13 protein-coding genes are annotated in these 13,430 nt (G+C 48.9%); 9 read left to right on the top strand and 4 right to left on the bottom strand.

Features of this window, described 5'->3' with window-relative positions:
- Positions 1 to 13 precede the first annotated feature (13 nt).
- Both BUB18_RS09405 and BUB18_RS09400 read left to right on the top strand, forming a co-directional pair.
- Positions 14 to 1,525 carry a pyridoxal phosphate-dependent decarboxylase family protein gene (locus BUB18_RS09405; RefSeq protein WP_073080149.1) on the top strand — a complete coding sequence of 504 codons (1,512 nt, stop codon included), beginning with the start codon at positions 14 to 16 and terminating at the stop codon, positions 1,523 to 1,525.
- 301 nt (positions 1,526 to 1,826) lie between these two features.
- A complete protein-coding gene (locus BUB18_RS09400) occupies positions 1,827 to 3,410 on the top strand; it encodes a hydrolase (RefSeq protein ID WP_073080148.1) in 1,584 nt (527 codons plus the stop codon).
- 76 nt (positions 3,411 to 3,486) lie between these two features.
- Here the strand turns inward: BUB18_RS09400 and BUB18_RS09395 are convergent, their stop codons facing one another.
- Positions 3,487 to 4,458, bottom strand: coding sequence for an aldo/keto reductase (locus tag BUB18_RS09395; RefSeq protein ID WP_073080147.1), 972 nt, complete (start codon positions 4,456 to 4,458; stop codon positions 3,487 to 3,489).
- A 66-nt stretch (positions 4,459 to 4,524) separates the two neighbouring features.
- Positions 4,525 to 5,097 carry a TlpA family protein disulfide reductase gene (locus BUB18_RS09390; protein ID WP_073080146.1) on the bottom strand — a complete coding sequence of 191 codons (573 nt, stop codon included), beginning with the start codon at positions 5,095 to 5,097 and terminating at the stop codon, positions 4,525 to 4,527.
- Between the two features lie 140 nt (positions 5,098 to 5,237).
- Here BUB18_RS09390 and BUB18_RS09385 point away from each other — a divergent pair, with 140 nt between their 5' ends.
- The 3 genes from BUB18_RS09385 to BUB18_RS09375 all read left to right on the top strand — a co-directional run bounded on the left by BUB18_RS09385 (position 5,238) and on the right by BUB18_RS09375 (position 6,876).
- Positions 5,238 to 5,705 carry a Dps family protein gene (locus BUB18_RS09385; protein ID WP_073080474.1) on the top strand — a complete coding sequence of 156 codons (468 nt, stop codon included), beginning with the start codon at positions 5,238 to 5,240 and terminating at the stop codon, positions 5,703 to 5,705.
- A 17-nt stretch (positions 5,706 to 5,722) separates the two neighbouring features.
- Positions 5,723 to 6,238, top strand: coding sequence for an RNA polymerase sigma factor (locus BUB18_RS09380; protein ID WP_073080145.1), 516 nt, complete (start codon positions 5,723 to 5,725; stop codon positions 6,236 to 6,238).
- Positions 6,239 to 6,387: 149 nt separating this feature from the next.
- Positions 6,388 to 6,876, top strand: coding sequence for a VOC family protein (locus BUB18_RS09375; protein ID WP_073080144.1), 489 nt, complete (start codon positions 6,388 to 6,390; stop codon positions 6,874 to 6,876).
- 19 nt (positions 6,877 to 6,895) lie between these two features.
- Here BUB18_RS09375 and BUB18_RS09370 read toward each other — a convergent pair whose 3' ends face one another.
- Together BUB18_RS09370 and BUB18_RS09365 are read right to left on the bottom strand one after the other, a co-directional pair.
- Positions 6,896 to 7,690, bottom strand: a complete 795-nt coding sequence (locus BUB18_RS09370; protein ID WP_073080143.1) for a Cif family virulence factor — start codon at positions 7,688 to 7,690, stop codon at positions 6,896 to 6,898.
- Between the two features lie 336 nt (positions 7,691 to 8,026).
- Positions 8,027 to 9,448 (bottom strand): SLC13 family permease, encoded by a 1,422-nt coding sequence (locus BUB18_RS09365; RefSeq protein WP_083549656.1) that lies wholly within the window; start codon positions 9,446 to 9,448, stop codon positions 8,027 to 8,029.
- Positions 9,449 to 9,620: 172 nt separating this feature from the next.
- On the opposite strand from BUB18_RS09365, the gene BUB18_RS09360 reads away from it, so the two are divergent.
- From BUB18_RS09360 to BUB18_RS09345, 4 genes are read left to right on the top strand one after another with little or no spacing between them, the layout of a single operon-like run.
- A complete protein-coding gene (locus BUB18_RS09360) occupies positions 9,621 to 10,244 on the top strand; it encodes a TetR/AcrR family transcriptional regulator (protein ID WP_073080471.1) in 624 nt (207 codons plus the stop codon).
- 18 nt (positions 10,245 to 10,262) lie between these two features.
- Positions 10,263 to 11,540, top strand: a complete 1,278-nt coding sequence (locus tag BUB18_RS09355; protein WP_073080141.1) for a TolC family protein — start codon at positions 10,263 to 10,265, stop codon at positions 11,538 to 11,540.
- An 11-nt stretch (positions 11,541 to 11,551) separates the two neighbouring features.
- Positions 11,552 to 12,493 (top strand): HlyD family secretion protein, encoded by a 942-nt coding sequence (locus BUB18_RS09350; RefSeq protein ID WP_073080140.1) that lies wholly within the window; start codon positions 11,552 to 11,554, stop codon positions 12,491 to 12,493.
- 10 nt (positions 12,494 to 12,503) lie between these two features.
- A complete protein-coding gene (locus BUB18_RS09345; protein WP_073080139.1) occupies positions 12,504 to 13,430 on the top strand; it encodes an ABC transporter ATP-binding protein in 927 nt (308 codons plus the stop codon).

Genomic DNA, 13,430 nt, shown 5'->3' with positions numbered 1-13,430 from the left:
CAAACTTGATATTATGTTTACCGAACAACTCAGCATAGCAAATAGTCGCACCCAATTACAGGATACCTTGTTGAAAGATATTTTTTATGAAGGCAGTGCGGACGAATATAAACAAGCGACAGAGCAGGCCCGGGAGGCGGTGCTGCATTTTCTTGAACACAATAAACAACCTTTTTCAGGCGTGAAGCCTGCCACCATTAAGGCTGCGGTGGCAGCGGTAAACCTGGATGCCCCACTGCAAAATTATGAGGAGCTGATGGCCGAAGTGTATGACCTGTATATCCGGCATGCCACAGCTTTTCACCTGCCTCAATACATTGCGCACCTTAACTGCCCGGTGGTAATACCAGCGCTGGCAGCGGAGGTGATCATTGCAGCCATCAACTCTTCCCAGGATACGTACGACCAGAGCGCCGGTGGTACTTTCATTGAGCGCCGTATGGTGGAGTGGACCTGTGAGCAACTCGGTTTTGGTGATCAGGGAGATGGTATCTTCACCGGTGGAGGATCGCAGAGTAACCTGATGGGGCTGCTGCTGGCGCGGGATCACTTCGCGTGGCGAAAAGACGGCGTAAATATCAAGCAGGATGGACTGCCGCCACAGGCACATCGCTACCGCATCTTTGCAGCAGATACCGCACACTTTAGCAATCAGAAAAATGCCTCGCTCCTGGGCCTCGGAGAGCAGGCTGTTATCAAGGTAAAAACAGATCATCGTTTCCGTATGGATGCCGCTGCACTCCGGCAGCTCATTGAAGCAGAACTGGCTGCCGGTAACATTCCGATCGCCATTGTTGCTACCGCCGGTACCACTGATTTTGGTAACATTGATCCGTTACCTGCTATTGCCGCACTGGCCGCGCACTACCAGTTATGGCTGCACGTAGATGCTGCCTATGGCTGCGGGTTGCTGCTCTCTGGCAAAAACCGCCATTTGTTGCATGGCATTGAATTGGCAGACTCCGTAACTGTAGACTACCACAAGTCTTTTTTTCAGCCCATCAGCAGCAGTGCTTTTCTCGTAAAGCACAGGGAGACCTTAAAGATTGTACAGCATCATGCCGATTACCTCAATCCTGCTGAGCAGGATTACGAAGAGCTGCCGGCACAAATCAATAAGTCCATCACCCAGAGTACGCGCCGCTTTGATGCACTCAAACTATGGTGTACGCTGCGTTTGATGGGGAAAGAGAAACTGGGGATGTACACGGATAAAATGATCGACACCGCCGCCGCCACTGCTGCGGCATTGCAGCAGGATGCAGACTTTGAACTCTTATCGGATTCCGACCTTGGGGTGCTCGTATTTCGTTTTGCGCCAGCCCGCGTGGTTGCTGATTTATCGGCACTGAATCTCTCCATAAAAAAATCCCTGTTTTTTGATGGTACTATATTGGTAGCCAGTACTAAAGTAAAAGGTGAGTTCTACCTGAAGTTCACCATCCTCAATCCGCTTACCACCATTACGCATACACGCGAAATGCTCGAGGCGATAAAAGCCAGAGGCTTTGAACTGATAGGTTAAAAATCTGTCTTGCTAGAAGGGAGGCATGGGCGCAAGCCCATGCCTTTTCCGCGTTTCACCGGATGCCTTCAGCATCCGGTGAAACGCGGATATTTGCACCACCTCCGGGAGGGCAACTGCCCATTGCCATCCCGGCTTTAAGCCAGTGCCGAAGGCACTGGTTTAAAGCCGGGAAAAAACAATAACTGAAATAATATAGCGTTAACATACCCGACATTTCCACTTCATATTAAACCCCTAAATTCAACTTGTAATAACCCTGTTATAGCAATCATTCACAACAATTAAACTCCAATTTGTTATGCTAAGAACTCCATTCAGGATCATCCTCCTGATGTCTGTTGTGTCGGCATGTTTGTTTGTAGGTTGTAAGAAGAATGTAAACCCTGTTGCGCCAACACCAGAAAGCATCCGTCGGGCAAGCACTGAAACCGTAACTTTATCTGAAGACTTTGAGGTGGGCGCTACGAGCCCGAAAACCGCCTATGATGTGTCACCAGCCGGTTCCTCATCGGGCGACAATGTGACCCTCCACAGTAATTCCTGGAATCTGTATGATGCGTTGGTGGGCAACCTGGCGGCGGATCTGAAGTCCGGCAGCTGGTCGGCCCGTGTACGCAATACCGGCCGCATTACCATGCTGTTTAACGTAACCACCGGTATCAGCACTGTGTCGGTAGCGCATGGTACTTACGGCAGCGATGCCGCCAGCACCTGGGGTCTTTACTATTCCACGGATAATGGCACCACCTGGACGCAGTCGGGCACCACTATCACGAGCACGGCTACACTGACTACCCAAACATTCACGATCAACGTGTCCGGAAACGTGCGAATTGAAATCCGCAAACTCAGTGGTGGCACCAATCGTATCAACTTTGATAACATCGTGGTAAACGATTATGGTGGCGGTACACCCATCACCGGGAAAAAATTCCTGTTTGATGCCAGCAAGCGGGAAAATGCCGGCAGCGCCGACTGGCAGATAGATGCCGATGGTACCGAAAGCGTGCCTATTTATACGGGCGGCTCTACCACCGAAACTGCCGCGCAGCGTTATCCTACACCGTCTTACACGGGAATAACCGCTACTACAGCGGAAACCTATTGGAAGGGTGCCATGTCGTCCTGGGCAGTGGAACTGGTAAAAAGAGGCCAGTATGTGGAAAGCCTGCCTAACGGCGGTGCTATTACCTATGGCAACGCTTCCAATCCGCAGGATTTGAGCAACTACGATGTATTTGTAGTAATAGAACCTAATAAGCTGTTTACTGCCGCAGAAAAAACTGCGATCATGAATTTCGTAAATGCAGGCGGTGGCTTGATGATGGTGGCTGATCACACCGGGCAGAACATCGGTGGTGCGGATGCAAACGGGTATAATCCATCCGACAGGGACGGCGATGGCTATGATTCGCCACGTATCTGGAATGACCTGATGAGTAATAATGGTATCAATAATAACAAGCCTTTCGGCTTTGTGGTGGACTCTGTTGACATTAGCGAAGGGCCCAGTACGAAAGTGTATACCGGCAGCAATACCAATGCTACGGCCGTTTTGGGCGGACTGGCAGGCACTGCCTCCAAGCTGGCGTTTTATAACGGCACTACTGCTACGCTGTATCCTGCATCCAATGCCAACGTACAGGGGCTTTTCTGGAGAAACAGTGCTACCCTCAATGGGAGTACCGGCGTAATGGCGCTGTTGTCTACCTATGGCACCGGCAGGGTGGTATTTGTGGGCGACAGCTCTCCATCCGATGATGGTACCGGCGATACCAATGATAATTTGCACAATGGCTGGTCCGGCGATGTGCCTTCCGGTTATACCAGTCACCCTGCGTTGCACCTGAACGCATCGCTGTGGCTCGCGAAATTGCAGTAAAATATTTAAAGGGGTTATTACAAACAAAAGGGCTGCCTGGGTATGCAGGCAGCCCTTTTGTGATGGTAGCAATTCGTTATTGTGACCAGCCGGTGGGAGTTCTGTCCCAGCGGTGTTTTTTTAATTCCGTCAGCAGCGTTTCAGGGAGGCCTTTGCCATCGCTGGCGGCCATGTTCGCATTTACATTCCTGATTTTACGCATACCCGGAATGGTAGTGCTGATATCCGGATTACTGAGAATGAAGCGAAGCGCCATTTCCGGCATGGTCATGCCTGCAGGGATTAGTGGCCGGAGTGCATCCGCATGCTCCACGCTGCTGTTTAAATTTTCCGGCACAAAGTAGCTGGCGCGCCAGTCGCCCGCAGGGAAAGTAGTTTCTTTTGTGAAAGTGCCAGTGAGCGTACCCTCATCGAAGGGCACCCTGGCAATAACGGCGATGTTTTTTTCGCGGCAGAGCGGGAGCAGGTTATCTTCCGGCGCCTGGTCAAAAATATTATAGATGACCTGCACAGCATCGATCAGGTCTGTTTTTAATGTTTCCAGGCAGTTATCCGGCTCCCAGCGGTTTACGCTGATGCCCCAGTGTTTTACTTTACCCTGTTGCTGTAATTTGGTAATAGCTTCTTTCCATTCGTCCTGGTTGGCCCAATGATCTTCCCATACATGGAACTGCTGGAGGTCGATGCATTCTACGCCCAGGTTTTTCAGGCTTTTTTCGGTATACTCTACAATGTAATCAGCCGGGAATACATCCTGGAGGGAGTATTCCGGTTTGGATGGCCATTTCCTGTTTTTAGGCGGTATTTTGGTGGCAGCGTAGAGTCGTTTGCCGGCGTGGCGTTTCATGGTTTTGTTCAGGATCTCTTCACTCAGGCCTTCGCCGTATCCCCAGGCTGTATCAAAGAAGTTGCAGCCCAGTTCAATGGCCTGGTCAAGCGATGCGTTTACTTCTGCCTCTTCTGATCCCGTCCAGCCTGCCATGCCCCACATGCCATAGCCGATCTCACTCACTTTCCAGCCGGTTCTTCCAAATACTCTGTATTCCATTGTAAGCTATTTTAAGTTGAAAATTTACAGGGTTTAAATATACATGATCGCAATTATTTTTTTTAGTTATTCCGCCAGCAGGGATTGCAGGAATGTTTCAAATTTACCATTCGTATAATCCTTTGCGCCGGTGTAGCGGGCGCGGATATTACCGCGCTTGTCGATCACAAGGGTAGTAGGCAGGGTGCCGTCGTATATGGTGGCGGGTATATCGCTCATGGTCTTGAATACTGGCAGGCTGTAGCCGTTGTCATCCATAAATTTTTTGGAAACAGACAGCTTTCTGTCAGCATCTACAGTAATAAATACCGCTTCGTTATTATTTTTTTCATAAAGGGTTTGGAGAGATGGTAATTCCGCGCGGCAGGGCGGGCACCAGGTAGCCCAGAAGTTAAGGATGACCACTTTCCCTTTCAGTTCCTCTATATTAATAAGTTTGTCGTAGCTGTCCTTAAAAGTCATGGACGGTGCTTTGGCAGCTGCCGTGGCAGGAACGGAAGGCTGGAACAGGCCTACTTTCATCAGTCCGCGTATAACATAGGATTTAGCGGTAGGGCTTACCAGCATCAGTATTACAAAAACCAGTAACAGGGCATTCAGGATGGTGCTCTTGTCGAACCATTTCTTTTTCTTATTCATCTCTTTCACTTCAAAATTTCGCCCCAAAAGTACAAAATACTATCAGGATCATTATGTACATCAGAATCCTTTATCTGTCCATTGAGCAAGTAACGATCATTGATGAATTTTACATCATCGGAAACGGAAAAATTTTTAACATGAAAGCGAATATAGGTTTAAGCGACGTAAACTCACAGGCAGTTGGATTATTGTTGAACGGATTGCTGGCAGACGAGCAGGTTTTGTATCATAAGGTAAGAAACTATCACTGGAATGTTACCGGTACAAACATGATTGAGCTGCACAAATTTTATGAAGAGCAGTATAATGAATTAGCTGATGTAATTGATGATACGGCAGAGCGCATCCGCAAAGTGGGGCACTTTGCGATGGGCCGTATGGAAGATTATCTGAAGCTGGCAAGTCTGCTGGAAGGCGAAAGCACCAGTGAACGCGTACAGCAATGGACCAACCTGCTCAATGACCACGAAACATTAGTGAGGGAAATCAAACAGAAAATCAGTACTACAGAAGGATATAACGATCCGGGCACGGTGGACTTTCTGACCAGTGTGTTGAAAGTGCATGAAAAATGGGCCTGGATGATCCGTGCTTATCTCAGTTAACTTCAAAATTCAAGATTATGTTTAGCCAGGAATTCGAATACCAGTTGCCACTGGTGGTGGAGGCGTTGTTGCCCTTTGCGATCAAGCTTACCCGTAACAGAGATGCCGCTCAGGACCTTTGCCAGGAAACGCTTTGCCGGGCATTGATGAACAAGGATAAATTCGCAGCCGGCACCAGTATGGAAGCATGGCTGCTTGTGATCATGCGGAATATCTTCCTGAATAATTACCGGAGAAAGCAACTGCACGACAAATTTGAAAGCTACAGCAAGCATGAGGTGGCGCATGCGGCCGACCGCAACCTGCACAATAACAGCACTGAAATGGCGCTCACCCTCAAGGAGCTCCAGGAAGGTATGGATGGCCTGCCGGGTAAGTTCAAGGTAACTTTCCAGCTGTACAGCCAGGGCTATAAATACCAGGAAATAGCTGATATGATGAAAGAACCGATGGGTACCATTAAAAGCCGTATCCACATGGCCAAGCGAATGCTGAGAAATAACGTGCCCGCATGGGCAGAAGCATATGCATAAGTGACGACAACCGACGCCGGGCCAGGCAAAAGTACCAGGTTTTTGCCGGCCGGCTGGCTTGTCGGGATTGGCCTGTAAAATGTCGCTTTGCCCCCCTGATGATTTGCATAATAGTCAGTACGTTTGTATCACAATAAAAACTGATTACTATGCAAAAGATCATCCCCTTTTTGTGGTTTAACGGTCAGGCAGAAGAAGCGACCAACTTTTACACCAGCGTCTTCAAAAATTCAAAAATTGTAAATGTTAGCCGCATGCCGGGTAAGGAGCCAGGACAGCAGGGGCCTGTGTTCTCCACCATTTTCGAGTTAGAAGGTCAAACGTTCTACGCCTTAAACGGAGGCCCGCAATTTAATTTTACGCCCGCCATCTCATTGTTTGTTAACTGTACTACCCAGGCAGAAGTAGATGAGCTCTGGGAAAAACTTACCGCTGATGGTGGAAAGGAAGATCGTTGCGGCTGGCTGACGGATAAGTATGGCTTGTCATGGCAGATCATCCCGGTACAGTTAGGTCAGTATATGGGGGATAAAGATCCTGCAAAGGCTGGCAGGGTAATGCAGGCCATGATGGGTATGGTAAAACTGGATATTCAGGCGCTCACGGATGCTTATAATGGAGTGGGTGTAGGTGCTTAATCCGGAATAGGCAGGATGCCTACCACTGTATAATCTGTAATAATATTTTCCAGCCGGATTGTGTATGGTTCCACACGCGCATGTAGTTATTCCTTTTACTTCCTTCCAGCGTATAGCCGTACACGTAGCCCAGGTCGCGATCCTCAGAGAGGCCACCGGCTACCGGCTTAAACATAATTCTGCCATGAACCTGGTTGATGGCCTGCATGATGCTGGTGCTGTCATGCAAAGGCGGATAACCTTCCAGGTTAAACCAGGTGGCCCCGTCAATATATTCACTGAATGCCAGGTTACCGGAGGTCTGATAGGATTTCAGGAACCTGGCTTCTACTTCCCGGATATCCCCGATGCCGGAAGGTAAACTGCTCACCCGCGCTATTTTTGTATTGCTGATGGTGTCCACTTTGGAGGGAGGTGTGGATACCCCAATATCCAGCACCACTTTCCAATTACCATAGGCATCTTTCGCCCAGATGCTGCTGAATTGCCCGCGGTCCCGTGCGGAATCGCTGCCAGGCGCCCTTAATTCATAGGGGCCGGTGGTAAAACCTGTGTTGCCGCTGAGCGCCGTGTAATAGTATACCGGTTTCCATATCAGTTGCAGGTCGGAATCAGGTTGTTTCCAGATTTGCTGGCGGCCATTTTGAATAGTGCCGTTTTGAAAAGTAACGGCGGTACTGTCGAGGTAGCGCAGGAAGGCCCGCTTCACGCCCGAATCTCTGGCGAGAATGGCAAACGAAGTTTCTGCTTCTGTAATACGTTGCTGTGCAGATACCGTTGTGGCAAATAACAGGATAAATAACAGATAGCGCATGTTGGTGTATTGAGATAAAGGGCGACTAATTTGGGGTCAGTCAGTAAAAATTGTTGAAACGAATTTAACGAAAACAGGATAAAGATATTAGCACTTTAATACAATAAAGTGCGATTTTACCATCAGGTTATCAATATTTACGAAAATGGATAAGTTTTGGTTGCTTTTTAAAATTATTTTGTAAAGCAATCTGCGCAACTGTTGCGCTAGCGCCGTACAGGGCTGATAATGCGATTGGTAGACGGCGTCAATTAAAGATATTTGCCGGGGTCAAGTATCGATTGGACGGAAACTTTTTAAACTACAGCGTTAATATCTCCCTAAATAATAAAAAAATTATTGTACCCACCAGAAGATAGTGTAACAAATGGCTATGGGGCCAAAGAATAGCAGGCATAATCCGGGGAGACGGAAATCCCGCTGCGCCAGGAATCCCGTACTTAGGGCAATGGCGTTGGGAGGGGTGGATATGGGGAGAAGGATGCCGATGCTGCAGGAAAAACCGATCGCGATGGACACAAATTCAACATCATGGGGCATGAGGGTATTAGCCAGCGGTATCAGGATACTGGCGGCGGCTGTGCTGCTCATGAAATTGGAAATAAATACGGTAAGGTAGGAAAACAGTAAAACGGCCGTGAACTTCTCCTGCGGGAGGGAGATGTGTTTGGTCATGTAGTTCAGCAATCCCGTTTCCTGCGCAGCCATTCCGAGCGTGAGTCCACCGGCCACTAACAACAACGTATCCCATGAGATCAACCGGATATCTTTTTGCTGGATCACGCCAGTGAGTGTGAGCATCATCATGGGCACAAAGGAAACTGCCGCCACCGGGATATTGGTAACCGAAGTGGTGAGCCACAAAATCAGTGTAATCACAAACGTGATCCCAACAATCCAGCGATCCTTCATTTCTGAATAGGTGTACTCGTGATGCGGCTTGCTGTTCACATCTTCCAGCGGTGGTACCTGGTCCTGCATGGGCTTGTAGCGAAAATGCAGCAGTAGCCAACCCAGAATTGTAAAGCCCAACGCCAGGGGAGTACCCATTTCCATCCAGGAAAGAAAGCTGATGTTAATACCCTTTTTTGCGGCTGCGTCAATCGCCATCGCGTTGATGGGACTACCAATGATGGTGCCCATACCGCCGAATGATGCCGCAATGGCAATACCGAGAAACAGGCTCTTTATAAACGGATCCTTCTTGTCCATTTTTTTTGCAAGAGGCGTGAAGATGGCCACCATCATAGCCGCAGTAGCAGTATTGGATACGCCCAGCATGGAGAGGAGCATGGTTAGCAACATGATACCCAGCAACAACTTCGTGGGCTTGGTGCCAAACATCCGCAGCGCAAAATTGGCAATCGACTTGTCCAAAGAAGTAATCTGAATACCCAGGGAAATAAAAAAGCCGCCCATCATCATCCAGATGACCGGGCTGGACCACGTGCCTGCATAACGTTCCCAGTCCGGGTTGATATTCCGAACTGCCCGCGCATCATGGAGAAAGTATACCGTATAACCAATTACGAACATGCTCACCGCAAATGGAGGCATAGCGTCTGTGAGCCAGAAGCCCACAGCCAGCATAATTAGTACGGCCGCATTCCGGCAGGGTTCCGCCATATCGTCCGGTAAAAAGAAGAGTCGCACCACGGTGGTAATCGCCACCACCAACAAAAACAGGCTAACCTTTTCTCCTAATGGCCATTTTTCACGAATGAAATCTTCAAAGTGCCGGGGTCCGTCAAAATGCATATGGATGCTGTTTTATTTTGTACTGGCTGCGAACAAGCGCCCTGGTATCAATCCAAAAATCGTTAACACTCAGGGAGTTCAAAAGTTTATGCAGATTATTTTTGAACAATTGTTTAATACATTTGTTTAATTGGAAAACGGCTCCTACATTTGTGCTGTAAACAGTATCGACATGGCCAAAGCAACACGGAAGAAGAAAGATCCGGATGCCTCCGCTGAAGAGAAAATCCTCAGCGCAGCCAGAGCGGTGTTTACCCGCAACGGGTACGCCGCCACCACCGTGCGCGACATCGCCGCAGAAGCTGACCTCAACTTCTCGCTGGTGAACTATTATTTCCGCAGTAAAGAAAAATTGTACGACCTCGTCATGAAAGATGCTATCCGGCAACTGCTATCCGGCATCAAAGACGTACTGAACGACGTACATACTACCCCGGAAGAAAAAATAGACCTGGTATGTGTAGGCTGGATAGATATGTTGCTGGTGCACCCCGACCTGCCGCTGTTTGTGATGAACGGCGTAGCCAACAGCTCTAACGATATCACAAAAGAACTGGTAGAAAATAATGTGTTCCTCACTTCCTACTTCGTTAAACAGTTGATGGAACTGCATGGAAAAGGAAAATTGAAAATTGCGCCTTTACATCTGGTGATGAACCTGGTAAGCATGCTCACACTTCCCTTTGTAGCCCGGCACCTGCTGCTTAAAACAGGCGCCATCGATATGAAAATATTTAAGGCCATGATGGAAGAACGTAAAACACAAATTCCCGGTTGGATTAAGTTAATGATGTAACATCTAATTCCTGGATATATGACGCACAAGCTAACTGCCCTTAAGCTGGTGTTATTATTGACATTCCCTGCTGTAATGGCCGCGGCGCAAGAACCCGTGCTTACACTGGAACAATGTCATACCCTGGCAGAACAGCATTATCCGCTGATCAAACGCTACGACCTGATCAACGCCAGCAGGAACTATTCACTGGCGAATGCGGGGAAAATTTACCTTCCGCAACTCAATATTTCAGGCTCCGCCACCTATCAGTCGGATGTGGTGAGCTTCCCGCAACTGCCGCCTGCTGTTGGTATTACCTTTCCCACACTCAGTAAAGACCAGTACAAAGTTGCAGCAGAAGTACAACAGACTATTTTTGATGCCAACAACTCCCACTACCAGAAGGAAGTCATCAAAGCCAGTTCCGACGTAGAAAAGCAAAGCGTAACGGTGAACTTGTACGCCATCCGCGAACGGGTGGATCAGCTGTATTTCTCCATCCTGCTGATGGACGAGCAACTTAAACAGAATAACCTGCGGCTGTCGGACCTGGACAACGCCATCGAAAAAGTGAGCGCGGCTTACCGCAATGGTACCGCCTATCGTAGTAATGTGGATGAACTGAAAGCAGAACGCTCCTCCGCCAAATCACAGGAGATTACCTTTAAATCTAACAGAAGCGCCTATACGCAAATGCTGGGCGCCTTTATAGGCCGGCAACTGCCCGACACGGTGCCCCTTCAAATGCCCGAAGAGCAGCCGGTAGCAGGTAACATCAACCGCCCGGAACTGGCCTGGTACCAATACCGCCGCAAGGCCGCGGAAGTGCAGGAGCAGCAGTTGAAATCCGAATACCTGCCCCGCTTTAACGCATTTTTCCAGGGCGCCTATGGCCGGCCTACACTCAACTTCCTCGAAAATGATTTTGGTGCCTGGTATATTACCGGACTACGATTAAACTGGAACTTCGGGAGTTTATACAGTCTCAAAAACAATCGCCGCATCATCGAAAATAACCGTAAATCGATCAGCGTGGAGGAGGAAACTTTTTTGTTCAACACCAATATGAACCTGACGCAACAGCGCACCGAGGTGAAGAAGTTTCATGAAATGATTGCGGAAGATGAAGCTGCAATTGGCTTTCGCGCATCGGTAAAGCAATCTGCCAAAGCGCAGCTGGAAAACGGCGTGATCACGGTGCATGATTATATCGGTCAGCTCAATGCAGAAAACCAGGCCCGGCAACTGCTGATCCTTCATAAACTGCAATTGCTGCAAGCTACTTATCAATATAAATTTATTGCGGGTAATTAATAATAGTATACATGAAACAGATACTTTGTATTGCGGCTGTACTGGCCATGCTATCTGCCTGTAACAATAAAACCAACCAGGCCGATGCCTCCGGCAATTTTGAAGCAGATGAAGTGATTGTATCCGCCCAGCAGAACGGAGAGCTATTGTCGTTCCAGGCCCCGGAAGGTACTACACTTCGTGCAGGGGATACCGTAGGACAGATAGACGTGAAAATTCCTTCCCTGCAAAAAGCACAGGTGGAAGCCAGCATCGCTGCGCTGCAGGAAAAAACCAGCAGTCCCGCCGAAAAGAACCAGCTGGTTAAAAAACAACTGGCCGTACAGGAAGCTCAGCTGGCGCAACTTATCCGGGAACAGCAACGTACCGAAAACCTGGTGGAGGAAGATGCAGCCACCCGCAAGCAGCTGGATGATATGAACAGCCAGGTGGATCAGATGCGTAAACAGATAGCGGCCACCCGCCAGCAAATTAACCTCGACGACTATACAACCGGCGTGCAAAACAGGTCCGTGCTCAGTGAAAAGGCACCCCTGCAAATGGCCGCCGCCCAATACAATGAACAAATCCGCAAAGGCCTGATCATTAACCCTATCACCGGTGTAGTGCTTACCCGCTACGCCTTGCAGGGGGAGCTGGCCACTGTAGGCAAGCCGCTGTATAAAATTGCTAATACGGACACACTATACCTACGTGCCTATGCGGATGGCACCCAGCTGCCGCAGATCAGGCTGGGCCAGCAAGTGCAGGTGCGCATCGACCAGGGAAAAAAAGATTATAAGTCCTACACCGGCACCATTACCTGGATTTCCGCGAAGTCAGAGTTTACACCCAAAACGATTCAAACAAAGAATGAACGGGCTAACCTCGTGTATGCGATTAAGATAAAAGTAAAGAATGATGGTTTCCTGAAAATAGGTATGTACGGAGAAGCGCTCTGGTCAAAACAATAAAACAAGCCTTATGGATGCAGTAGTGCTGGATGGCATCACGAAAACATATGCCGGTGGAAAAATCCTGGCGGTAGATAATGTTTCCCTGACGGTGAAGCCGGGAGAGCTGTTTGGCCTGATTGGACCTGATGGTGCCGGTAAAACCAGCATCTTCCGTATGCTCACCACCTTGCTGCTGGCCGACAAAGGCACCGCCACAGTGCAGGGGCTGGACGTGGTGAAGGACTACCGGCAGATCCGGAAAATCCTGGGATATATGCCCGGTAAATTCTCCCTCTACCAGGACCTTACCGTACACGAAAACCTGACTTTTTTTGCGACGTTATTTGGTACTACCATCGAAGAGAATTACGACATCATCCGCGATATATACGAACAGTTGAAGCCTTTCAGCGATCGACGCGCCGGAAAGCTCTCCGGCGGTATGAAACAGAAGCTGGCACTGTGCTGCGCACTGATACATAAACCGGAAGTGCTGTTCCTCGACGAACCAACTACGGGGGTGGATGTGGTGTCGCGCCGTGAGTTCTGGGATATACTGGCGCGACTCAAAAACATGGGCATCACCATTCTGGTGTCCACACCGTATATGGATGAAGCCAGTCTCTGCGAAAGGATTGCACTGATACAGGCAGGAAGCATCATGCAGATAGACACGCCGGATAAAATCGTGCACAGCTATCCCGTACGGCTATACGCTGCTAAATCAGCCAATATATACGGCTTGCTGAAAGACATGCGGGACAATGCTGCCGTGGAAAGCTGCTTTGCTTTTGGGGAATACCTCCACCTGACGATGAAGCAGGATAAAGGTAATGCTGTGGCTGACCTGGAAGCATTCGCCCGGCAGAAGGGGCATACAGGCATTGCCGTGAAAGAAATTTCGCCGGGCATTGAAGATACCTTTATCCGATTGATGAATCAAAAAAATCAATAG

Origin of the sequence: Chitinophaga jiangningensis (assembly GCF_900142605.1) — a bacterium.
In the GTDB taxonomy this organism is placed as follows: Bacteria; Bacteroidota; Bacteroidia; order Chitinophagales; family Chitinophagaceae; genus Chitinophaga; species Chitinophaga jiangningensis.
Note: the sequence above shows the minus strand (reverse complement) of the source record. Positions and strands in the feature narration are given on the sequence as shown.

Excerpts from the sequence above, each read along its gene's own strand:
- BUB18_RS09345 (WP_073080139.1), top strand. The coding sequence starts at position 12,504 with ATGGATGCAGTAGTGCTGGATGGCATCACGAAAACATATGCCGGTGGA.
- BUB18_RS09405 (WP_073080149.1), top strand. The coding sequence starts at position 14 with ATGTTTACCGAACAACTCAGCATAGCAAATAGTCGCACCCAATTACAG.
- BUB18_RS09395 (WP_073080147.1), bottom strand. The coding sequence starts at position 4,458 with ATGGAATACAGAGTATTTGGAAGAACCGGCTGGAAAGTGAGTGAGATC.
- BUB18_RS09380 (WP_073080145.1), top strand. The coding sequence starts at position 5,723 with ATGTTTAGCCAGGAATTCGAATACCAGTTGCCACTGGTGGTGGAGGCG.
- BUB18_RS09350 (WP_073080140.1), top strand. The coding sequence starts at position 11,552 with ATGAAACAGATACTTTGTATTGCGGCTGTACTGGCCATGCTATCTGCC.
- BUB18_RS09385 (WP_073080474.1), top strand. The coding sequence starts at position 5,238 with ATGAAAGCGAATATAGGTTTAAGCGACGTAAACTCACAGGCAGTTGGA.
- BUB18_RS09355 (WP_073080141.1), top strand. The coding sequence starts at position 10,263 with ATGACGCACAAGCTAACTGCCCTTAAGCTGGTGTTATTATTGACATTC.
- BUB18_RS09375 (WP_073080144.1), top strand. The coding sequence starts at position 6,388 with ATGCAAAAGATCATCCCCTTTTTGTGGTTTAACGGTCAGGCAGAAGAA.
- BUB18_RS09360 (WP_073080471.1), top strand. The coding sequence starts at position 9,621 with ATGGCCAAAGCAACACGGAAGAAGAAAGATCCGGATGCCTCCGCTGAA.
- BUB18_RS09365 (WP_083549656.1), bottom strand. The coding sequence starts at position 9,448 with ATGCATTTTGACGGACCCCGGCACTTTGAAGATTTCATTCGTGAAAAA.
- BUB18_RS09390 (WP_073080146.1), bottom strand. The coding sequence starts at position 5,097 with ATGAATAAGAAAAAGAAATGGTTCGACAAGAGCACCATCCTGAATGCC.
- BUB18_RS09370 (WP_073080143.1), bottom strand. The coding sequence starts at position 7,690 with ATGCGCTATCTGTTATTTATCCTGTTATTTGCCACAACGGTATCTGCA.
- BUB18_RS09400 (WP_073080148.1), top strand. The coding sequence starts at position 1,827 with ATGCTAAGAACTCCATTCAGGATCATCCTCCTGATGTCTGTTGTGTCG.